At 33.7% G+C, this 20,750-nt stretch carries 18 protein-coding genes and 3 pseudogenes; 13 read left to right on the top strand and 8 right to left on the bottom strand.

Annotation, left to right across the window (positions count from 1 at the left end):
* Positions 1 to 113: 113 nt before the first annotated feature.
* On the top strand, positions 114 to 767 hold the full coding sequence (locus tag ACFVQC_RS25655; RefSeq protein WP_377899591.1) for a serine hydrolase: 654 nt from the start codon (positions 114 to 116) through the stop codon (positions 765 to 767).
* Between the two features lie 108 nt (positions 768 to 875).
* On the opposite strand, the gene ACFVQC_RS25650 is transcribed toward ACFVQC_RS25655, so the two are convergent.
* Positions 876 to 1,004, bottom strand: coding sequence for a hypothetical protein (locus tag ACFVQC_RS25650; protein ID WP_001061243.1), 129 nt, complete (start codon positions 1,002 to 1,004; stop codon positions 876 to 878).
* Positions 1,005 to 1,470: 466 nt separating this feature from the next.
* Between ACFVQC_RS25650 and ACFVQC_RS25645 the strand changes: the two genes are divergently transcribed.
* From ACFVQC_RS25645 to ACFVQC_RS25625, 5 genes and pseudogenes are all read left to right on the top strand, one after another.
* The gene (locus ACFVQC_RS25645; RefSeq protein ID WP_377899590.1) at positions 1,471 to 2,823 is read left to right on the top strand and encodes an ABC transporter permease; all 1,353 of its coding nucleotides are present in this window, start codon (positions 1,471 to 1,473) and stop codon (positions 2,821 to 2,823) included.
* Positions 2,824 to 2,834: 11 nt separating this feature from the next.
* A complete protein-coding gene (locus tag ACFVQC_RS25640) occupies positions 2,835 to 3,515 on the top strand; it encodes an ABC transporter ATP-binding protein (protein WP_377896110.1) in 681 nt (226 codons plus the stop codon).
* Between the two features lie 119 nt (positions 3,516 to 3,634).
* Positions 3,635 to 3,889 carry a hypothetical protein gene (locus ACFVQC_RS25635; protein WP_377899589.1) on the top strand — a complete coding sequence of 85 codons (255 nt, stop codon included), beginning with the start codon at positions 3,635 to 3,637 and terminating at the stop codon, positions 3,887 to 3,889.
* A gap of 299 nt (positions 3,890 to 4,188) precedes the next feature.
* Positions 4,189 to 4,398, top strand: coding sequence for a hypothetical protein (locus tag ACFVQC_RS25630; protein ID WP_377899588.1), 210 nt, complete (start codon positions 4,189 to 4,191; stop codon positions 4,396 to 4,398).
* A 339-nt stretch (positions 4,399 to 4,737) separates the two neighbouring features.
* Positions 4,738 to 5,319 (top strand): annotated as a pseudogene (locus tag ACFVQC_RS25625) (IS6 family transposase); the annotation flags it as partial.
* A 10-nt stretch (positions 5,320 to 5,329) separates the two neighbouring features.
* Here the strand turns inward: ACFVQC_RS25625 and ACFVQC_RS25620 are convergent.
* Entirely contained in the window at positions 5,330 to 6,073 is a 744-nt protein-coding gene (locus ACFVQC_RS25620) for an amidohydrolase family protein (protein WP_377899587.1), read from the bottom strand.
* Between the two features lie 700 nt (positions 6,074 to 6,773).
* Positions 6,774 to 7,301, bottom strand: coding sequence for a thiol-disulfide oxidoreductase ResA (gene resA, locus ACFVQC_RS25615; RefSeq protein WP_377899586.1), 528 nt, complete (start codon positions 7,299 to 7,301; stop codon positions 6,774 to 6,776).
* A gap of 853 nt (positions 7,302 to 8,154) precedes the next feature.
* On the opposite strand from resA, the gene ACFVQC_RS25610 reads away from it, so the two are divergent.
* Positions 8,155 to 8,490 (top strand): transposase, encoded by a 336-nt coding sequence (locus ACFVQC_RS25610; protein WP_377899585.1) that lies wholly within the window; start codon positions 8,155 to 8,157, stop codon positions 8,488 to 8,490.
* A gap of 22 nt (positions 8,491 to 8,512) precedes the next feature.
* Positions 8,513 to 8,701, top strand: a complete 189-nt coding sequence (gene hfq / locus ACFVQC_RS25605) for an RNA chaperone Hfq (protein WP_377899584.1) — start codon at positions 8,513 to 8,515, stop codon at positions 8,699 to 8,701.
* Between the two features lie 369 nt (positions 8,702 to 9,070).
* On the opposite strand, the gene ACFVQC_RS25600 is transcribed toward hfq, so the two are convergent.
* From ACFVQC_RS25600 to ACFVQC_RS25590, 3 genes and pseudogenes are all read right to left on the bottom strand, one after another.
* Complete coding sequence (locus ACFVQC_RS25600; protein ID WP_377899583.1) at positions 9,071 to 10,498, bottom strand: serine hydrolase domain-containing protein; 1,428 nt, start codon at positions 10,496 to 10,498, stop codon at positions 9,071 to 9,073.
* Positions 10,499 to 10,781: 283 nt separating this feature from the next.
* Positions 10,782 to 12,211: pseudogene (locus ACFVQC_RS25595) on the bottom strand (IS4 family transposase).
* Positions 12,212 to 12,557: 346 nt separating this feature from the next.
* Positions 12,558 to 13,112: a cysteine hydrolase family protein gene (locus ACFVQC_RS25590; protein WP_377863289.1), complete on the bottom strand. Its 555-nt coding sequence runs from the start codon at positions 13,110 to 13,112 to the stop codon at positions 12,558 to 12,560.
* A gap of 125 nt (positions 13,113 to 13,237) precedes the next feature.
* Here ACFVQC_RS25590 and ACFVQC_RS25585 point away from each other — a divergent pair, with 125 nt between their 5' ends.
* Both ACFVQC_RS25585 and ACFVQC_RS25580 read left to right on the top strand, forming a co-directional pair.
* Positions 13,238 to 13,654 carry an Lrp/AsnC family transcriptional regulator gene (locus ACFVQC_RS25585; RefSeq protein WP_377899582.1) on the top strand — a complete coding sequence of 139 codons (417 nt, stop codon included), beginning with the start codon at positions 13,238 to 13,240 and terminating at the stop codon, positions 13,652 to 13,654.
* Between the two features lie 405 nt (positions 13,655 to 14,059).
* Positions 14,060 to 14,515, top strand: coding sequence for a MarR family winged helix-turn-helix transcriptional regulator (locus ACFVQC_RS25580; protein WP_098540440.1), 456 nt, complete (start codon positions 14,060 to 14,062; stop codon positions 14,513 to 14,515).
* 259 nt (positions 14,516 to 14,774) lie between these two features.
* Here the strand turns inward: ACFVQC_RS25580 and ACFVQC_RS25575 are convergent, their stop codons facing one another.
* Positions 14,775 to 16,205: an IS4 family transposase gene (locus ACFVQC_RS25575; RefSeq protein WP_377899581.1), complete on the bottom strand. Its 1,431-nt coding sequence runs from the start codon at positions 16,203 to 16,205 to the stop codon at positions 14,775 to 14,777.
* 116 nt (positions 16,206 to 16,321) lie between these two features.
* Between ACFVQC_RS25575 and ACFVQC_RS25570 the strand changes: the two genes are divergently transcribed.
* Together ACFVQC_RS25570 and ACFVQC_RS25565 are read left to right on the top strand one after the other, a co-directional pair.
* A complete protein-coding gene (locus tag ACFVQC_RS25570; RefSeq protein ID WP_377899580.1) occupies positions 16,322 to 16,468 on the top strand; it encodes a hypothetical protein in 147 nt (48 codons plus the stop codon).
* Positions 16,469 to 16,598: 130 nt separating this feature from the next.
* A complete protein-coding gene (locus ACFVQC_RS25565; protein ID WP_377899579.1) occupies positions 16,599 to 17,483 on the top strand; it encodes a peptidase MA family metallohydrolase in 885 nt (294 codons plus the stop codon).
* Between the two features lie 417 nt (positions 17,484 to 17,900).
* Here the strand turns inward: ACFVQC_RS25565 and ACFVQC_RS25560 are convergent.
* A pseudogene (locus tag ACFVQC_RS25560) lies at positions 17,901 to 18,797 on the bottom strand (IS4 family transposase); the annotation flags it as partial.
* 300 nt (positions 18,798 to 19,097) lie between these two features.
* On the opposite strand from ACFVQC_RS25560, the gene opuD reads away from it, so the two are divergent.
* Positions 19,098 to 20,648, top strand: a complete 1,551-nt coding sequence (gene opuD, locus ACFVQC_RS25555) for a glycine betaine transporter OpuD (protein ID WP_377899578.1) — start codon at positions 19,098 to 19,100, stop codon at positions 20,646 to 20,648.
* Positions 20,649 to 20,750: the final 102 nt, after the last annotated feature.

Genomic DNA, 20,750 nt, shown 5'->3' with positions numbered 1-20,750 from the left:
TCCTTTCAAAAGATACAAGCAGAATTACTTCCGCCCTCGGATTTTATGTGAACTAAAAAATATATTGAATCTAAGCAATGCGTAAAAAATAGGAGTTGGAATGGGAGAGAGCAATGATTTTAAAGAGTGAGATCACACAGTTAGTGCCGTCAAATGTTAAATTAGGGTTTTATTTACTAGATACCAAAACAAAAGAGCAAATAGTGATAAATGAAAATGACTGGTTTCCATTAGCTAGTGTTTCAAAATTAATCACAGCCATTTTCGCTTTAGCTAAAAATATCAATATAAATAGAGAAAACATTTTTAATGTCATTAGTAAGCATTGTGGTAGTTCTTATAAAAGATTATTGGAAGAAATATCAAGCGAAGAAATAAACCGCCGACTTGTAGAGTTAAATATAGAAATAAAAGTTGATAATGATAATAAAGACATAGCCAATAACTTGGGTACTCCTAATGGAATACATAAAATTTTGTCACTTTTATTAGAAGGAGAACTTTTGGACAGTATCTCTAAACATTTAATTATAAAGAGCTTAGAACAACAAAATGATGAAGATGGTTTTAAGTTAAATAAATATTATAATTGGTATCATATGACTGGTGGTCTCGATGGGATCTGTAATGATATAGGATATTTCGAATTTGAAGATAGAAAGATTATTGTAATAGGTCTAATTGAAACTACTGATACAAATGCTGAATGGTATCACCTTGAAGAGATTCTACAAAAAATAGGAAGAATAATAGTGAGTAATTACTAATAATACAGATTATATCTAGAAAAGTCCCTTCAGATCTTCTGAAGGGACTTTTCTAGATATATTGAATACCGATAAGTGGTGTTATGTTAATTAACACCACTTCTTGTTTTATAATGTGAGGTTTGTAATAAAATAGCCAAATTCATAACCTGTTCTTATTACTCCGGCTCCTAATATTATATATAAAGAATATTTAATAAAAGGGTTCTCTTTTAAGAAGTTTTTTAGATTGTTCATGTTTAATCCTCCATATTAATATTTGTTAATTAAAATATTAACATAGATATGTAATGATTGATGAATTTAATTTTATTAATAGGGGTACAGACCCATCACCATCAACCTAAGAAAAGCAAATACCCCAAAATGAGAAAATTGACATCTCCAGATTAAAATGTACAATTTTCTCGTTTTGGGGAACTACCAATTTATTAAGTTGATGGGCATGTATAGTGACCCCTAAAAGGAATAAATTTTTCTTAAAGTAGAAGATTGACTCTTTCTATGTCGAATTTGCTTATCGTATATTCTCGTTAAAATGTGGGCGGTACGCCTATTAGTATGTCCAAGTTTAAGAGGTTACTTCTAATTATTCTGAATTTTTTTCGCGCCAAAACCTCATATAAAATCCACATATCTCTAGTTAATCTACATATATACTCCAGATTGATACTTTACTATGGCATCAAGGAGGTTAGAGAACATGAATTTTATCAAACGATCATTTTTAAGTTTACAATCAAGGAAGGGAAAGTCACTTATATTAATTGCTATCTTTCTAGTTGTTATTAATTTGGTATTCGCTGGTTTTACGATTCAAAGTGCATCCAGTAAAGCAACCGATTTAGCCAGAAAACAATTAGGAGCTGATATCAACTTAAAAATCGATATAAATAAGTATTTAGAAGAACAAAACAGTAATCAAAATGCTAATGAAGCAAGAAAGGTACCTGGTATCGAAGAAAAAGAAGCTGATAAATTAAAGAACTCTAAGTATTTAGATCACTATAATTATCTAAAAAGTGCTATTGCTGAGCTGAAAGAGCTTCATAATGTCGAACCATTTGGAGGAGCTCAATCATTTGGCCCAAATAATAATTTAAATTTCACTTTACAGGGTGTTAGAGACTTTTCTTCATTAGAAGCTGCTCAAGACAAAAAATTAAAGCTTGTTGAAGGAGAGGAAATTACGCCAAAAACAGTAGGAAAAAACGTTGCTATGATTGAAAAAAAACTAGCTGAAAAAAACAATTTAAAAGTGGGTGATAAACTACAGATAGGTGAAGTAATGGATGAGGAACTTACCACGAAAGAGCTAGAAATTATAGGTATATATGAGACTAAAGAAGAGGCCCCATCTTTTGGAGGACAATCTTTTGCTTTATTAGAGCCTGCTAATCAAATATATGTACCGTATTCTGTTATGAATTCATTGGAAAATGCAATCTATTCATTAAAGGACCCTAAGGATATTGATGCATTTAAAGAGGAAGCAAAAAAATTAGGGTTACCAGCGTACTATGAATTAGATGCACAAGATAACGTTTATCAACAGATGATTGGTCCAATCGAAAATATTGCATCTTTTTCGAAAACGATTGTAATTATGGTGTCTATTGCAGGTGCAACTATTTTAGGATTAATAATTATGCTCTCTATTAAGGAACGTAGGAAAGAAATGGGGATTTTGTTATCTATAGGTGAGAAAAAGTGGAAGTTAATGGGCCAATTACTAGTTGAGGTAGTATGTATTGCTGTATTAGCATTTGGTTTATCTTTAGCAACAGGAGAGAAAGTTTCCCAAAAAATCGGTGATAATCTGTTATCTAGTGAAATAGCAAAGAATGAAGATAAACCGGAAGATCCTATAGCAAAATTCAGTGGTAATCCTACTGCAGGCGTAGATCCGGTTGATAAAATCGATGTAAGTATTTCAACTGAAGATTTAGGAAAAGTAGGGGGGATTGGATTAGGAATCGCTATGCTGGCAACGATTCTTCCAGCATTATCAATTCTTCGTTTAAATCCAAAACAGATTTTATTAAAAGACGAATAAGGAGAATTCATATGGAGACAATTTTGCAGTTTAAAAATATCAATTATCATTATGAAAGTAATAATAAGAGAACTACAATCTTACAAAATGTAAATTTTTCTTTTCAAACTGGAAGTTTTTATACTATCTTAGGGCCATCCGGTTCAGGAAAAACAACAACTCTTAGTTTAGCCAGTGGATTAGACGTTCCAAAAAGTGGATATGTCTTATATAAAGGAACGGATATACGTAAAATTGGTCTCGACTCCTATCGAAATCAGTATGTATCCATTATCTTTCAATCTTATAATCTCATTACTTATATGACTGCACTTCAAAATGTTATAACAGCAATGGAAATAACAGGAGTCGATGTAAAAGATAAAAAGACAAGAGCATTGGATCTACTAAAAAAAGTTGGATTGACAGAAATAGAAGCAAAAAGAAATGTATTACAGCTTAGCGGTGGTCAACAACAACGTGTCGCAATCGCTCGTGCGTTATCTTGTAATGTAGATTTGTTAATTGCAGATGAACCAACTGGAAACTTAGATCAAGAAACGTCCATGGAAATTATTGAGTTGTTTAAAGAATTAGCACATAAAGAAAATAAGTGTATTATTGTTGTAACTCATTCACAAGACGTGGCCAAACAGTCAGACAAAGCTGTTTATCTACAAAAACAGAATTTAGTTGTACTAGATGTTTCTTGAAAATGAATGTATTTACTTTAGAGAAAACAAAGAATGGCATAACTTCAAAGTAACTGTAAGTTCAACTTATACACTTTTTATAAAGAATAGATGCTACAGCTAAGAGAGGAATGAAGAGAATGAAAGGAACGTGGATTAAAGTATGTGTTTGCAGTAGCCTAATTATAATTGGTATTTTAATAGGATATGTAACACATGTTATTATTCAAGATGACATAAATGAGTCTAACCAAGATCAAGTAAATACTTTCCAAGATGGGATAAACTCGAATCAAAGACAACCCTCATTTATTGAAGGTGGGAATTCAGGACACGGTACTACTAAAGAATATAATGAAGACGAAGTGAAATCTAAGCCCCAAGGAAGTAATTAATAAAATATAACTTCTTTAAATAAGTCAACAACCGGTTCCTTAACATACAAGGAACCGGTTAATTTATATACAAAATATGTATATGTCGAGGCAGACTTGACTACTCTCCAGAATATATCGCCAACGATAGTGATTAAGAAAGTCGAGGTATAAAATCACACAGTAATTTATTTGTAAAAAATTAACCATTATAAATTTTAGAGAAAACAAAGAATGGCATAACTTCAAAGTAACTGTAAGTTCAATTTATACGCTTTTTATAAAGAATAGATGCTACAGCTAAGAGAGGAATGAAGAGAATGAGAGGAACGTGGATTAAAGTATGTGTTTGCAGTAGCCTCGTTATAATTGGTATTTTAATGGGATATGTAACAAATGTTATTATTCAAGATGACATAAGTGAGTCTGACCAAGATCAAGTAAATACTTTCCAAGATGAGAATTCAGGACACGGTACTACTAAAGAATATAATGAAGGTGAAGTGAAATATAAATCCGCAAGGAAGTAATTAATATAATATAACTTCTTTAAATAAGTCAACAACCGGTTCCTTAACATACAAGGAACCGGTTAATTTATATACAAAATATGTATAAATGTCTAATTTCCTTTAAATTATATGTCGAGGCAGGCTTGACTACTCTTCAGAACATACCACCAACGATAGTAATTAAGAAAGTTGAGGTATAAAATCACACAGTAATTTATTTGCAAAAAATTAACCATTATAAATACTCAGGATAAATCATAAATAAACTCCCCTATTTAAGGGGAGTTTATTTGGTTCTGTTGCAAGGTTTTCTACATGAAGCTACACTCTAGAAAACAGAATCTAGGCGAATCAGACATGGAATATTTAAAAGGAAAACAATTCAAGAAAGATATTACTTTAGTAGCCGCCCTGTACTACTACCGTTTTTCTTTAAGTTATCGCGATGTATCTGAGATCCTGAAAGAACGTGGTCACCCAACAACCATCATGCGATGGGTTCATGAATATGGAAATCTCATTTATCAAATTTGGAAAGTGAAAAATAAATCTGCACGCTTATCTTGGCATTTGGATGAGACTTATATCAAAGTTATGGGAGAATGGTATTATCTCTATCGTGCAATTGATAAAGATGGAATCACATTGGATATTTAACTTCGTAAAAAACAGAATCATCAGGCTGGCTATGCCTTCATGAAAAGATTAGTAAAACATTTTGGAGGACCAACGGTTCTCACTACAGACAAGGCGCCGGCATTACTTTGCGCATTTAACAAATTAAGAAAACAAGGATTTTATCAAACTACAATCCGTTGTATAATCAAACATTTAAACAATCATATAGAACAGGATCAAAGGTATGTAAAGAGCCGTTTTGCCAAATCAGCAGGATTTCAAAATCTTCGTCATGCTTCACGTACAATAAAAGATACCGAGGGTCGAACCCTTATTTTAGATACCAGTCAAAGGCGTTTTTATAAAGAATTTTTTTTATGGCTTCTTCCTCAAATTCATTTTTAATTAACTCTATATCTGAATATCGGAATGGTATCTTTGCCCTTGTTGAAGGCAGATCAGTTCCAAACATTAACGCATCAGGGTTAATCGAATAAATTGCTTTCATTGCTTCAGCAGCATCAAAGTCAATTCTTCCAAATCCAGTAGCTTTTATTCGAACCCCTTTTTCGACTAATGCTAATAAATTAGGGAGACCTTCTTTTGATAAACCTAGATGATCAATTGATACTTTTGGCAGTTTTTCTAATATATTAGTTATCTCTGGTAAGGCATTTGAATTAATATAAAGCTCTGTATGCCAATTTACTAAATCATATACTCTTCTAGCAAAATTGTCTAAACGTGATATATCCTCTGAACCACCTCGATTTACGTTAAAACGAAGTGCCTTAACACCTTTCTCATTCAATTTAATAATTTCATCATCTGATGTATCATAGGGTAACTGCGTGACACCAACAAAGTTCTTCCCTAATGTTTGTAATGCATTTACTAAGTAAGTTTGATCAAACTTTTGAAAGGAACCAGAGACAATTGCCCCACCAATTACATTTAAATTGCTGACAGTTTGTAAATAATCTTCAGACGTAAATGGATCTGGCATATACCCTTGATTTTCGTACAATGGAAATTCTGGATCGATAATATGTAAATGTGTGTCAAATACTTTCATAGTTTCACTCCATTCAAACGAATTTATAAATAAAGCATAGACTTCTTTCTGCTATAAATAAATTGGTTATTAATTATTAAAGTTTATAAGCATATCTAATCGAATAACAATAATACAAAAGATGTGTAATGAAATTTCATTACATAATCAATATTTTTGAACAACTTTATTATTCACGAACAATGTATACATAAAAAAGCTAGTAAAATATTAACTTTTTTGTACTTCTCATAAGAATGATTATGAGAAGTAATCAGGTCGCTTATTTAACAACAGCAATTCTTTTTACGTATATAAACTTTAGTTTGTTAGTTTATTGAAGAAAAGTAAATATTTCATTTAGGGGGCATTTCTTTTTATTAGCTTGATAGCGATGTGGCGGTACCCCATACCCATCAAGTTAAAATCTAATACCACTCCCAGAACGAAAATTTTGTGCATTTTGCTCGTATTTATTGTTTTGGGATAACTCGTTCTTTTAGCTTGATGGCGATACTCCTTTATGAACTTTCCGATTTAAAAACAAATTTACGAGGTGGTAAACAATGAATAACACTGAAATCAAAACAATGATGGATCTTTATAAAAAATGGAGCAAAGAAGATTACAAGTAATAATTCGATATAAAACAAAAAAGGAGCTGTTCATATATCAAACAATTCCTTGTTAATTACTCTTTTTAATAATTATGCTTGTTTTATTAATGTGTGATTTGTTTCATCCATCCCTCTAACATCTTCTCATCCATTTCGCCAACATTCTTTTTGATGACTTTTCCCTTTGAATCTAATAAATAGGTTGTTGGTACTGTTGTAACTTGATATTTTTTACTCACTTCACCTTCAGTATCTATAACAACCGGAAATGATAACTCTTTTTCTTTTATATATTTCTTCACATCAGTTTCTGGCTCTTGTAGGTTAATTGAAATGATTTCTATGTTTTTATCTTTGTATTGCTTATATATATTTTCAAAGGCAGGCATCTCTCTTTGACAGTAGTCACACCAAGTTGCCCAAGAGTTAATGATGACACCATCTTTTGTTATATTATTTATTTCAACCTTTTCATTATCAATGGATTTTAGTGCAAAATCCGGAGCCTTATCACCTTCTACAACGTTAGGATATCGTTCTTTTATTATCCCTTCGTATATTGCATATCCAATAGCTGAAACCAGTGCAACAATAATAAGAATTCTAATAGTACTCTTTCTGCCCCTTTTCATTTTATATATCCCCCTCCTATCATCTAATTGTACAACATATCAGCTCCCAATAAGGAAATAATTGTTAAATATATTTTTGATACAAGGGGTACCCCCACACGCCCATCAACTTAAGAATTTTATAACACTCCCAAAACAAAAAATTGTACATTCCATATCCATTTCATAACCTCCTGTGTATGTAATAATTATTTTACAAATGAATATATCTCCATTTATTAAACTTAATATAATAGATACTGTTTACGGAACACATTTAAAATCGATGATACATTAAGTTTATGGAACACAATTGAAGAAAGAAGCATAACAGTTAAGAATTGGGTATTTTTGCCCATCCCCTCGAAATGGGGGAATAAGAAAAATATATCGTGAAAATTCCTTATAAATAAGGGTTTTAAGGTTACTTTTAAAAAATATACATTTCAAAATATGTACAATTGCATTGACACGTTTCAAATGTTATTAAGTTGTAATTTTGAAACGGAAAATTCTAGTTTTTCAGCTATGTCATAAAGTGTACTTTTTGACACAACGTATTATTTTTTAATTAACCAGGCTTAATCCCCCATTTCGGGGCGATGGGCAAAAACATCCAACCTACATTTAACAGTAGAAACAAAAAATTTCACGTACCGAAATTTTCAATAAAAAACAAAAACATAATCAATAGTCTACATTTAATTTTTATGCCTAATTAATCCGCTCAATGGATTCGGTCTCGTCTGTTTTGGATATTATTTTTATTTCGGATAGATTACTTGCGAAATATGTACCTAGAGCCGTATTTTAATTTAAATGTGATACGATAGTTGTATATATGCATTTAGATGGTAAAAGGGGATGAGTGTTGATGAAAAACCATATAAAAGTAAATGGAAAACTCCTTCAGACAAATAAAAAGTGGTCACATCTCCGGCAAAAACAAAAAGATCATATTTCTAATTGGTTACGTAGGGAATACATACAGTTTGTAAGAACTCATCATCGAAAACCTAAAAAATACGAGCATGATGAGATTCTTCATGAAGTGATGGATCAAATACAGGAACGTGAAATTTGGATTCCGTATGGTGAAGTGAAAAAATACTATGTAAGCAAAATAGGAAAATGGTTTAGAAAAATAGAAGGTGAATGGGAAATACAAATAGACAACAATGAGCGGCAGCAAGTATTAAAAGAAAAGTAAATACAAAAAGGGGGCGCATTTCATGTATAACTTACAAGAAGATATGTATGAGCAATTAAAAGGAAAAAAAGGGGACATCACTATATTTTTAAAGAGTGGCGTTCCCATACGTGGGCAGATCCTTGCAACAGATAAATTCACCGTTCTTATGATGGCTAATGGTAAGCAACAACTAGTCTACAAGCAAGCTATTTCCACAATTCTTAAGTAATTATTTTTCCTTTTTTCGAGGGAAGAGGAAAAAACACAAAAAAAATAGAAGATTGAGATCAATCTTCTTTAAAAAAGGAACAGATGACAGATTACTACTCCAACTCTTAATCAATTATAAATAAGTGTGCAGAAATAATAAAGTTGTTTAATTTTTAATAAAGTCATTTAAAAAATAATATAGTTGTTTAAAAATCCTTATTCCACGAACGGAGCAGGTTAGTGGAAGCAATAGTAATTAGGTTTGACTGGGAAAATTGTCGATGATATTAAAAAAGACACCGAAGTGTCTTATGTTTTTCAAATTAAGCATATCGATAAATTGAAATTTAATTACTTAACATTATGCTTATCTTGGGAGCGAGGTATTTTATCGGTGAGTGTATACAAACCATGTAATGCTTGCTGTTAATAATGCTGACGAAATCAAAGCTGTAAGAACACTATATGTTTGCCAAATAAGTATCGTTGACCAATCGAAAGCACAGCACAGTATACCCAGGGCAATCGTAGCGATCAGGAAAATAACTGTTACGATTATTCTCTTTTTTGTCATTGGCTGCCGCTCATTCGTTTTCCTTCTGCGTAATCCTAAGAGAAATAGCAAAACGGCCAATAGGCAAAGAATAATTGTGATAGACGACAAAATAATATCCAAAAGCTGTGTGCCGCTTATTTCATATGACTGAGTTAGATTGCCGTCTAATATATCTTTAACTTTTAGTACCAGGTTTATATTGGTATTTGCGCCGTTGCTCAGCAAGCAGACGGCTGTTCGTTCATTTAGCAGTATGACTACTTCGGTTCTGAAATTTGGATTGCCCCCAGTGTGTTCTATAATCGTTTGGTCGGCGTTTACCGACCAGCCTGCCGCATAATACATATCGTTGACAGCCGAAACAGACATATCACCCCTATGTGATTTTTCGATAACCGTGTGAAATATTTCGGGTATGTCCTGCACAATACCCATCTGTATGCCCATCCAACGCGCCATATCTTTTGTATTAGAAATGATGTAGCCTGCGGGCTTATTCCCAGCATAATCCGGAGCTTTAAATGGAGTTGTCATAAAAAAGGAAGAACGGTAGCCCTGTGCCAACTGTCCAGTGGCTTGAGCATCTTCTTTATAAACATACGTCTGGTGAAGACCTAACGGCTGAAATACCTGTTCCCTCATAAAGTCTTCATAGCTTTGTCGCGACACAATCTCAATAACCAAACCCAATACGTCATAATTAACGGTTCCATAGTTATACTGTTCACCGGGAGGGAACGCCAATTCAGCATCTACGAGCATTTCCACAGTCTTTTGCAACATATCCGGTGTATTGCCTTGTGGAATACTTTGAGTATGCCTAATATTTGTTAGACCACTGGTATGGTGAAGAAAGTTATTTAGTGTAAGGCTTTGCATATCAACAGGTTTCCCTTGATACTTTAACGTAAACCAAGGTAAATATTTTTGGACAGGGTCAGTCATTGAGAGCAGCCCTTGCTCTTCCAACAGCATAATACCCATACCGGTAAAAGCTTTACTGACCGAGGCTAACTCATAGAGTGTATTTTCACTTGCAGACAACCCCTTTTCACGGTCAGCATACCCTGAAGAAAAGTAGAACACTTCATCATCAGCAAGTATTGAGATTGACATTCCCGGCACACCTGATATACGAGTGGCATCATCTAGCAACGCTTGTATTGCCGCAGATTTCGAATCAGACAACGCATAACTTTGTGTTGCGAATCCTGAGAATAATATAAATATCGTTAATACAAAAACAGTAATCTTTTTCATAAACTCTCCTTTTTAAAAAATTATAATAGAATAATATAAATAACCTACTTTTACAACTACTAAACTAAATTTTAATTTATCTTTCTATTCACCTATATAATATCAAGTAATTGTGAAGAGTTACACTTAACGAACAGATGCGTTAGTTCAATAAGGGGTCCCGCCACATGCCCATCAAGCTAGCCAAGTAATTTACTAGGTACGAAATAATCCTTGTTTCAAAACTAGCAAGTGATAAAAAAGTAGGCATGCTAAATAAGCCTATTAAAACGCGATTTTTTCGCTAGGCAGCTTGTCTATGCTTCACCGTCGTTTTATACACAATCCCTAGAATATCAAAGACGGTCATCTTCTTATGTCTATGGCATTTACGACCGTTCTTTTTGAGCAGTTGATAAAGGCGATGCAGAATTTTTAAAAGTTCTTCTGTGCCAACAGCTATCGCTTGAAGCAGTAACGGAAAGTAATCTTTAATCATATAAATCGCTTTGTATTCACTCAGTTCCTGCTTTTTCTTTTCAAGCAGAAATTGTCGCATTTGAAACATCGTAGAAGAACAGAGGAGAATGCCGATGAGTTGTCCATATAAATGGCACTCTAGGCGTTCTCTTTTTATATTTTGACATTCATCAATTTCAAAGAATGACTTCCACGTTTTAAACAAAATTTCAATCTGCCAACGAAGTGAATATAATGAATGCACGTAGTTCGTCGGTACTTCTTCTAGCGACGTATTCGTGATATATACATTCATGCCCATTAAACGTTTACTTTTATCCTTCATGACAATGCCTTTTTTCTTTTCGCGTATCGCTTGGTTTTTCAGACGTGTTGTGTTTGATCATCGGTTAAACGATGGATAATGACACGTGCTGGAAGCTTCTGATTTTGGCCAATGAATGCCTCGGGGATTTCCAACGTTTCACCAGGGATTAGACCAGACAACATTTGTGTCATATCAAGCTGGATGTATTCTGTTTGCTTTTTTAACGTACCATTGTTGAAGTATTCTGGCTCAGGGTTCTTGATATAAATGCGTGTATTCAGCTTCAACCGCGAGATATAGTAAGCCTCTTTATCATGAATGGTCTGTAAGTCTCCTAAATCGAAGTAACCAAGATCACGTAAACACAAATCGCCCGCTTCTACGGTTTCAAGGCATATGGTACCGTATGTTTTATCATTATTCTTTCCTGGTCCAAGCTGCACGTTAAGAAATTGACCACTAAGTAAATCATATTCCAATTGGATTTTCACGCCTGCCGTATTACTACTCCCACCTGAACCTTGATAGTCAGTGGCGAAATGGTCAGGCAGTTGAAACACTGTTGCATCTAAAATACGGATACGATTGAAAGTAGAAATCACGTGTGCAGAAAGTGAGTGATTTGAACAAATTTTTTGTGTGAGAAGAGAAGTAAAGACTTTTCGAAGAAATGCGACAGCTGCTGGATTAAAGCGTTGATTTAATCCTTCTGAGCTCATCAGTACCCCAGTTGAAGCTTCTAACTGACTGCACAATTGTGTAAGTGATGTGCTAGCAATTTCTTGACTGAGCCATACACAAAGGGCAATGAGTTCGTTTGCTTGATACTTACTAGATCGCTGTACAAAGCCAACTTGTTTGGCGATATCTTGTAGGACTACTGGAGATAAAAAGTATTGTAGCTCTTGCGCGAAAAGATTCAGTTCATTTGAAATGATAGGATTCATTAAAAACGCCATCCTTTCTGTATATTTCTACAAAAAGAATAGCATTATTTCTTTAAACTGTGTTCCGTAAACAAACCTTGTTAAATTCATTTCAAAAAGTTTACGGAACTTTAATTCTGTTAACTAAAATAATAAGTGGCCCCAAAAGTAGTAATCTTTGCCGTACCCCTACAAGATTTTATGCAAAAAATAGGGAGACATAGGGAACAGTCGGAAGGCCAAAAGCCGCGCTAGGATAGAAATATATAAAAAGATGTATAAGCGAATGCAAAGAGAAACAGGTAGATCTCTGATGAGAGTAATGGATCCTCATGTTTCCTCGTTACCAATAATGATGTGTTATGTCTTATATAGTTGCTTTTTGTGTCAGGGCGTTTGATGTGGTTATTTCCGCATATACATTGTTTAAAGCACTAATAAAAGATTGATGTACCTGTTGGGCAGGAATAATGTTTTCTTGGAATGCTAAATCTTTTGTAGTACAAGCATTTTCTATAACAATACAGTTAAATCCTAAATCATTAGCAGCTCTTACAGTTGCATCTATACACATATGAGTCATCATTCCACATATAACAAGAGTGTCAATATTTTCTTTTTGAAGAACATTTAATAATTTAGTATCTCTGAAGCTATTTGGAAAATGTTTTTGTATCAAATATTCTTCTTCCAATGGTTCTACTTCTTGATGAATTTCTGCTCCTTCAGTATTTGGAAGAAAAAAAGTAGCATTTTCTTTAGTTGAAATATGTTGGACATGGATAATAGGTCTTTTTTTGTCTCGGAAGAAATCTAAAACTTGTTTTGCATATTGTACAGTTTCTAATGGTTTACTTAACTCCATTTTTCCATTTGGAAAATAATCGTTTTGAATATCAATTAATACTAAAGCTGTTTTCATTTTTCATCCCCCAATATTCTGAAAATTATTTTATAATTCTATTATAGGGAGATGAAATGAAATTTGTAATATTCTCATGAAAGATTTTAGCTTCAAATAATTTCATCGTGAAAGGATTTAAGATTATGGTTGATTATACAGATATTAAGATATTAAATTTGTTAAAAGAAAATTCGAGGGTACAGTGGAAAGATATTGGTAAAGAAATACATATGACTGGGCAAGCTGTTGCGAATAGGATTAGAAAACTGGAGGAAGAGGGAATTATAAGAGCCTATACAATTTTATTAGATGAGATGAAATTAGGGAAATCTCATTTGGCTTTTATTACTATTTTTATGAAGACTAATGAACATTCTAGTTTTTTAGATTTTATTGTAACAAAAGATTCTGTTGTAGAGGCTCATAAGATAAGTGGAGAAGGTTGCTATATATTAAAAGTTTTTTTAGAGTCACAGGAACAGTTGAATAATTTGTTAAATGAGATTCTTATATTTGGAAATTATCGCTTGAATTTATCAGTTAATAAAGTAAAAGGATAAGATAAGGAAAGAGATCATCTTTTAGGGATCTCACCACACCAACATCAAGTTAAGAAATTCATTATTTCCTAAAACAACAAATGAATTGGATTCCCATAGACAACTATGAAGAGATAAAAATTTCGTTTTGGGGATACTTCAAACTCTTAGCTTGATGGGCATGCGACTGAACCCCTATTTTACATAAATTGTGTTGCGTTAGCGACCAATCTCAATAGTTTTACTTCTTTTAATACAACACAAATGATATTGTGTTGTATTAATCGTTCTTATTGTTTTTAGAATTAAGTAGTTTTATGTTGAAATTGGATTAATTGACTTTTCTCTGAAAGTAGTTCACACTAAAACAGTTCATCATCGAACTGTTTTAGTGTGAACTATGTAAAAAGAGAGGAAGTTACTACAATGATACAAAAAAATCAGAACCTCAAAAAAGAAGAGGAAGTTGTACAGTCATTTGTAGCAATAAATAAAGAAATTATAAAATTTATAAATCAAAATGCCTCTAGTTTAGGATTAACAGTACAACAAATGGGAATTTTAAACACAATTTATGGCATTCCTAATATTACTCTTAAAAGTATTTCAGAACGACTTTCAGTCCCTAAAAGTACAGTGAGTGTAAATGTGGATGAATTAGTTAATCTAGGATTAATCGAACGAAAGCCCTCATCAGAAGATCGTAGAGAGATAAAATTAAAAGTAACAACGAAGGGTCAAGAAACATCAAAAAAATCTATTGAAAATTCTACTTCCTATAAAGCTATGTCATTAGCCTTAGAACAACTTCAGGAAACAGAAATTCAAACATTATTACGTATTCATAAAAACTTATTAAATTCTCTACAGCAATTTAATTAATTTATACAAACTATATTTTTACGTTTTTTAAAGATTAAAGAGCCGCGTTACTCTTAATAGGGTAAAATGTGGCTCTTTTCTTATCCAAATTTACTTAGCGTGGTTTTTTTCCGAAATGCTGGCGGGACCCCATCGCTATCAAGCTAAGCTTATGCAAAGTCAATTTTAGGCGAGATTGTTTCTTTTTTCTAAAGGGCAAGTGTAGATGATTGAAAGATTTGCATACGAAATAACCCCTAACGGGTTCCACTTTTTTGAATTAAGCAGCTTGATTATCAGACAGGGTACAATTGTAAACGACACCTAATATATCAAAGACCGTTTTTTTCTCATATCGATGAGATTTCCGCCCGTTTTGCTGTAGGAGATTGAACAGACGAAGTAACACCTTTGATAGCTCTTGGGTGTTTTTTTGTATAGTTTGGAATAGAAGAAGAAAATAGTCTTTAATCATATAGATGGCTCTATACTCACTAAGCTCTCGTTTTTTCTTCATGAGGAGCAATTGGCGCATTTGAAACATGATAGAAGAACAGAGTAGAATGGCAATCAATTGACCATATAAATGGCACTCCAATCGTTCTTGTTTTATCTTTTTACAATGATGAATTTGAAAGAATGACTTCCACGTTTTAAATAAAATTTCGATTTGCCAACGCAAAGAATACCAGTCATGTACCTGTCCCATCGGGACAATATCTGTAGGGGTGTTTGTCATATATACATTGATACCACTGAGTCGTTTACTACGAGGAGAATACTTCATTCCTTTCTTTTTTTCTCTTACAGCTTGATCTTGTAATCGTTTTTGTTGCTGTTGTTTTGTTAATCGATGAACAATTACACGAGCTGGCACTTTATCAATCATTCCTACATAAGCATCAGCTATTTCACATGTTTGTCCTGGTTGAAGGGAGTTCATTAACGTCTCCATATCTATCTGTATATACTCTGTACCTTTCTTAATTCTTCCATCTTGAAAATAATCAGGGTTAGGATTTTTTTGATATATACGTGTATTCGACTTGATACGAGAGATATAGTAGGCCTCTTTATCTTGTATATATTGAAGGTCTTTTAAATGAAAATAACCTAAATCTCGGATACATAAATCATTCGCTATCACAGTTGGTGCACACAGAGAGCCGTAAGTGCGATCATGTTGTTTACCTGGACCTGTATGAATATGTAGAAACTGCCCACTTAACAAATCATACTCAAGTTGAATTTTTATCCCAGCTGTATGGCTGCATCCTCCTGCACCTGGATAAACCGATGAAAATACATCCGGGAGTTGAAATGCAGTTGAATCTAAAATACGAATACGCTTGAAAACAGAAGTATATGGAGAAGAAATTGGCATAGATGAGATCAGTTTTTGGTTTAGTAGTTCAGCTAGTATGTGTTGTAAAAGTTGGACGGCCGCCTTATTAAATCGTTGATTCAGTCCTTCAGGACTGATAAGTACTGCTGTTGATGCTTCTAAACAGCTAGATAACTGAGTTAAAGAAGTCATAGCTACATTTTGGCTCACCCATACACATAAAGCGACTAAATCTTTTGCTTGATACTTACTAGTTCGTTGTACAAAACCAACATCTCTAGCAAGATCCCGTAAGGTATTTGGAGATAAAAAACTTTGAATCTCTTGAGCAAATAGTTGTAATTCGTCAGACACAGAAACAGACATAAAAAACGCCATCCTTTCCTATGATTCTACAGAAAGAATAGCGTATTTTTTCATTTTAGGGTGCTATAAAATTCTTAAGTTGATGGGCATGCGGCTGTACCCCTGAAGGAGGACTGATGTCGAAAAGTCTCGCGATTGTCGTCATTGGAGGTCTTATTCCATCCACACTGCATATATTAATAGTCGCATCTATTATTTTTGAGTTGATAGAGAGTATGGCTTCGAGAAGAGAGAAAAAACGGAGCGTCACCCTATCCGTCTAACTCTATAACATTCTGGGAGGATGTCACGTTGATAATTGATTTAATTGTCGCCAATTTAGTAATACCTGGCTTGTTGTCGTTGTGGATCTGGAAATCGCAAGGATCGAGCTTGGTTGGGACCGTAACTTGTTTGTTGACTACTATGTCTTATTTCATATTTTACTGGCTCGGGGATTCCTATAAAGCATTGACAATTTTCGGTTTAATTTGGATGCCATTTATCATTTTCGCATCTTATCGATTAATTAAAAAAACATATGGAAGTCCTGTATTTCCACACGAAATAGGTAAGTTGGCGACTCTAACTATCATCATCATGACCTCTTTTATATTTATTTATTTGAACATGACTGCCTTACAATCAAGTTTTTATAAGAATCAGAAGGAAACAGATCACTTCATCTTTTACAGCTCTAAAGCGGATTATTCAGAGGTTGTAAAGCTTGCTGACAATTTAGAACAGCATTACGGGCGTATCATTGGCTTACTTAAAACAGAGCCAAAGACGAAGACAAAAGTAACAGTTTTTTCAAATCAAATCAATCTGGTATATTCGTTGGGGCTATTTTCTAATTTTTGGTCATTAGGCGTATTTAGCGATGACGAACTATTTATCTTATCACCGAAAAACCGGTCTTCTATATTAAATTCAAGCATTCATGAATTTACACATGTCGTGCTGTCTCATATTGACAGTAAACGACCTACGTGGCTGGAAGAAGGAGTTGCCAATTATTTGGGGAATACGGATCTTAATGCCCAAAAAGTGCTCCCAACCTTGGTTTCTGCTGATAAAATACCTAGCTTTGACGAGATAAATGGGCCAGCATTCGTGTATAGGAACGGGTATCCATATTCCTATACGATCGTGGAATTTTTGGTAATTAAATATGGATATGAGAAATTAAACGACTTCATTCGGCACCCAGAGGAATATAACCGAATATTTGGCGTCAGCAAATCAGAATTACACAGTCTTTGGGTTGATTATTTAAAAGCGAATTATAGCCACTGATCCTAGACTGTTTCAGAAAGGATATCCCAATGAAACCAAATGTATTATATTGTTTGCCGCACGCGTATCTCTCTGATTTTCACCTGTATTTTTCTTTCCTTGTCCAGCTTTACACACGTACATGCCGGCGTCCTTGTTAAACTCGAATTCTTCTTCTTTTTGACGTTTACTTTTATTCCTTTTCGATTAAAGAATTCTAAGTGAGTTTTATTCAAACTTTTTTATAAAAAATAACTCCTCTACAAAATTATACCCACCCATTTTGTTCAATCTTTTTTCAAAATAAAAGGGCTTATTCTATTACAAAATCAACGTTCGTGACACTTTCTTAATCAAACTTTGTTTTAAACCAACAGTATTTTTTCATTTTAGGGGGTATTTTGTTTTATTAGCTTGATGGCGATGTGGCGGGACCCCCGTATACACTTGTTTTTTCTTACGTTCTCGAAGTTGTTTTTCAGTTAATCGATATATAATAACGCGTGTAAATAGTTTTTTATCCTTTCCAATATAAGCATCTGTTATTTCATAGACCTGTCCTGGTTTTAAGGTATTCATAATGTGTTTGATGTACTGAGACTGTTTTTTTACTGTCCCATTTCGAAAGTATTCAGGAAACTCATTTTTGATATACACCATATTATTTAGTTTAAGCCGCGATATATAATACACACCTCGTTGGTCCATTTGATCTAAATCGTCCAGTGAATAATAGCCTAAATCCCGAATGCATAGATCGCCAGGCCGTAATGTCGCTAAACATTCTGTTCCAAAGGTCTTATCATTATTCTTCCCTGGTTCAACTTGAAAATTTAAAAACTGTCCGCTATGTAAATCATATTCTAATTGAATCTTTATACCCGCTGTTTGTGCACAACCACCTGATCCAGGATACACACTAGCTAAATGTTTTGGCACTTGAAAAATCGTCGCATCTAAAATACGAATCCTTTGAAAATAGGTGATTGAAGAGCTTGGAATCACTGAGGTTTCACAAATCTTATTTTTTAATAATGCAGAAAAAACATGTTTTAAAAAGCAAACAGCTTTTTTATTGAACCGTTTATTTAGTCCTTCTGGACTAATAAGAGTTCCTGTAACTGCATGTAGTTGACTACACAGTCTAACTAAAGAATCACTCGCTATCCGTTGACTCACCCAAACACAGATAGTGGCTAAGTCCTGTCCTGAAAACTTACGCTTTCGTTGAACAAAATCTAATTCTCTAGCAAGCCCTTCTAAAAATGAAGGAGTAAAATATTGATATAATTCCTCAGCAAATAATTGGAGTTCATCTTGAATCAAAAGATTCATAAAAAACGCCATCCTTTCTGCATATTTCTACAAAAAGAATAGCAATTTTTTCGCTATATGGATACAAATTTATCTTAACTTGATGGCGATGTGGTGCTACCCCAGTAGGCGATTCAAGCAAAGCATTGTAACAAAAATGTACAGTATTTTTACGGTGCAAATAATTCTTAACGTGGGTTTTATGTTAGTACGTTGGCTGTACCCAATATCACCTATGAAAAACGAATTTTTTGACAATTAATCCTATCATTGTTATTATTAATATAATTTTTAACTTTATTAAATAAAAGGTGGGATTCTATGATAAAAAAAGAAAACAGTGTATTCTATATCTCCATCTTGCTTACAACCTTATTTATTATATGGGGTGTAATTCCAGCAAGTTGGATACAAGGCTATGATTTACAAAGTGTTACCTCTTCTTTAAACGCATTTATTCTCAATAAGTTTGGATGGTTTTACTCTCTACTTATGACCACAATGATTGTTTTAGCTGGTTATTTAGCATTTTCAAAGTATGGCTCCATTCGTCTTGGTAAAGATGATGAAAAACCGCAATATAGTTACCTCTCTTGGCTTTCCATGTTATTTGGAGCAGGAATGGGCATCGGACTTCTCTTTTATGGAATTACTGAACCCATTTCACACTTTGGAGCGCCGCTTACTGGTGAACCTGGAACTGAGGAAAGCGCTAAACTTGCTATGCAATATTCATTTTTCCACTGGGGTCTCTTCCCTTGGTCACTTTATGCAATGGTCGCTCTAACAATTGCATATTTTACATTCCGAAAACAAAAAGGTAGTACAATTGGCGCTACAGTTACTCCATTATTTAATCGATCGAAACATTCTCCTATTGGAAAAACAGTAGATATTTTGGCTGTTTTAGCAACTGTATTTGGAATCGTACCATCCGTAGGAATCGGTGCACAACAAATCGCTGGAGGATTAAGCTATTTATTCCCTTCTATTAATAATGCAATTGGTACACAACTCGTACTTATTGCCATTTTCACTGTACTCTATTTAACAAGTGCACAAACTGGCTTAGATCGTGGGATTAAATATTTGAGTAACTTAAACTTCTCCCTCGCTGGAATATTACTCGTTTCCTTTTTAATTTTAGGGCCAACTGTCTTTATCATGAAGTATTTTACTTCCACACTAGGCTCTTATATTGGAGCATTACCAAGCATGGGATTAAATTTAGGTGCTTTTAGCAAAGAATCCTCTTCTTGGATTGAAAATTGGACTATTTTTTACTGGGGTTGGTGGATTTCTTGGTCTCCATTCGTCGGTACATTCATTGCCCGTGTTTCTCGCGGACGTACAATTCGTGAATTTATTATCGGCGTCGTATTAATCCCAACATTCATTTGTACATTTTGGTTCGCTGTCTTTGGCGGTACAGCTATTCATATGGAAATGTTCCAATCACTTGGAATTGCTGATGAAATTGCGAAAAATGGTACCGAAATTGGGTTATTCGCTGTCATTTCGCATTTACCATTCTCAACATTTTTGACCATTATTGGACTAATTTTAGTCGCAACATTCTTCGTTACCTCTGCTGACTCCGCAACATTTGTTGTTGCTATGCAAACAAGCAATGGTAACTTATCACCGAAAAACAGTTTGAAGCTTATTTGGGGATTAACAATTGCAGCTATTGCAGCCATTCTCTTGCAAGCTGGTGGGTTAAATGCACTGCAAATTGCAGCGATCATAGCAGCTTTACCATTCTCTATTGTAGTCGTTCTTATGGTCACGTCGCTCTTTAAAGAATTACGAAAAGAGAATATCATTACTCAAACGAAACAATCACCGCAAAAAATAAAAAAAGTTATATAAGGGGTAGCACCACATCGCTATCAAGCTAACAAAATAAAATCCCCCCTAAAATGAAAAAATACGCTATTCTTTCTGTAGAATCATAGGAAAGGATGGCGTTTT

It is taken from the genome of Bacillus sp. NPDC057893, from assembly GCF_042796455.1.
GTDB lineage: Bacteria > Bacillota > Bacilli > Bacillales > Bacillaceae_G > Bacillus_A.
Note: the sequence above shows the minus strand (reverse complement) of the source record. Positions and strands in the feature narration are given on the sequence as shown.

Excerpts from the sequence above, each read along its gene's own strand:
- ACFVQC_RS25655 (WP_377899591.1), top strand. The coding sequence starts at position 114 with ATGATTTTAAAGAGTGAGATCACACAGTTAGTGCCGTCAAATGTTAAA.
- ACFVQC_RS25650 (WP_001061243.1), bottom strand. The coding sequence starts at position 1,004 with ATGAACAATCTAAAAAACTTCTTAAAAGAGAACCCTTTTATTAAATAT.
- ACFVQC_RS25645 (WP_377899590.1), top strand. The coding sequence starts at position 1,471 with ATGAATTTTATCAAACGATCATTTTTAAGTTTACAATCAAGGAAGGGA.
- ACFVQC_RS25640 (WP_377896110.1), top strand. The coding sequence starts at position 2,835 with ATGGAGACAATTTTGCAGTTTAAAAATATCAATTATCATTATGAAAGT.
- ACFVQC_RS25635 (WP_377899589.1), top strand. The coding sequence starts at position 3,635 with ATGAAAGGAACGTGGATTAAAGTATGTGTTTGCAGTAGCCTAATTATA.
- ACFVQC_RS25630 (WP_377899588.1), top strand. The coding sequence starts at position 4,189 with ATGAGAGGAACGTGGATTAAAGTATGTGTTTGCAGTAGCCTCGTTATA.
- ACFVQC_RS25620 (WP_377899587.1), bottom strand. The coding sequence starts at position 6,073 with ATGAAAGTATTTGACACACATTTACATATTATCGATCCAGAATTTCCA.
- resA (WP_377899586.1), bottom strand. The coding sequence starts at position 7,301 with ATGAAAAGGGGCAGAAAGAGTACTATTAGAATTCTTATTATTGTTGCA.
- ACFVQC_RS25610 (WP_377899585.1), top strand. The coding sequence starts at position 8,155 with ATGAAAAACCATATAAAAGTAAATGGAAAACTCCTTCAGACAAATAAA.
- hfq (WP_377899584.1), top strand. The coding sequence starts at position 8,513 with ATGTATAACTTACAAGAAGATATGTATGAGCAATTAAAAGGAAAAAAA.
- ACFVQC_RS25600 (WP_377899583.1), bottom strand. The coding sequence starts at position 10,498 with ATGAAAAAGATTACTGTTTTTGTATTAACGATATTTATATTATTCTCA.
- ACFVQC_RS25590 (WP_377863289.1), bottom strand. The coding sequence starts at position 13,112 with ATGAAAACAGCTTTAGTATTAATTGATATTCAAAACGATTATTTTCCA.
- ACFVQC_RS25585 (WP_377899582.1), top strand. The coding sequence starts at position 13,238 with ATGGTTGATTATACAGATATTAAGATATTAAATTTGTTAAAAGAAAAT.
- ACFVQC_RS25580 (WP_098540440.1), top strand. The coding sequence starts at position 14,060 with ATGATACAAAAAAATCAGAACCTCAAAAAAGAAGAGGAAGTTGTACAG.
- ACFVQC_RS25575 (WP_377899581.1), bottom strand. The coding sequence starts at position 16,205 with ATGTCTGTTTCTGTGTCTGACGAATTACAACTATTTGCTCAAGAGATT.
- ACFVQC_RS25570 (WP_377899580.1), top strand. The coding sequence starts at position 16,322 with ATGTCGAAAAGTCTCGCGATTGTCGTCATTGGAGGTCTTATTCCATCC.
- opuD (WP_377899578.1), top strand. The coding sequence starts at position 19,098 with ATGATAAAAAAAGAAAACAGTGTATTCTATATCTCCATCTTGCTTACA.